Below are 650 nucleotides of genomic sequence, written 5' to 3'. Positions count from 1 at the left end.
CATGAATGCTGCGACCCAAAACTTTACCCAATAAATAGCCGCTGAAATACCAAGTAATCAAGGCAACAGGCAAACCCAAAATCAGCAGTTGACCAATATTTGCGCCATAGAACTCAGAAGCAGCAATCGGGCCAGGATGAGGCGGCAGGAAGACGTGCATGACCGAAAATGCGCCAATAGACGCCATCGCGTATGGCAGAACGGTCTGCTTCATACGGCGTGCCGTTGCAAACACAATCGGCAACATCACCACCAAGCCGGCATCAAAGAAAATCGGGAAACCAAAAATCAAAGAAGCCACGCCTAAAGCAAATGGTGCACGATTCTCACCAAAAATCTGAATCAGCGCATCTGCCAAAGACTGAGCGCCACCGGAAGTTTCCACCAAACGGCCGAGCATTGCGCCCAAACCGACCAGCAACGCCACGCTGCCGAGCGTACCGCCGAAGTTTTTGACCAATACATCATTAACAATGCTGCCCATAGGCAGACCTGTTACGATGGCAGTCAGCAGGCTGACCAATACCAACGTCAGCAAGGCATGAACGCGCAGTTTTACAATCAAAATCAAGATTAGCAAAATCGCTGCCGCGGCGATACCGAGCAAGGTACCGGCACTCAGCGTTTGAGTCCATCCATCCATTTTGAAG

1 protein-coding gene is annotated in these 650 nt (G+C 50.6%); it reads right to left on the bottom strand.

Going from position 1 to position 650, the window contains the following annotated elements; all coding sequences use genetic code 11:
• Positions 1-643, bottom strand: a 643-nt coding sequence (locus ACTHUR_RS15075) for a GntP family permease (RefSeq protein ID WP_440399423.1), incomplete at its 3' end; no start/stop codon positions are given.
• Positions 644-650: the final 7 nt, after the last annotated feature.

It is taken from the genome of Neisseria sp. P0021.S007, assembly GCF_051956855.1.
Note: the sequence above shows the minus strand (reverse complement) of the source record. Positions and strands in the feature narration are given on the sequence as shown.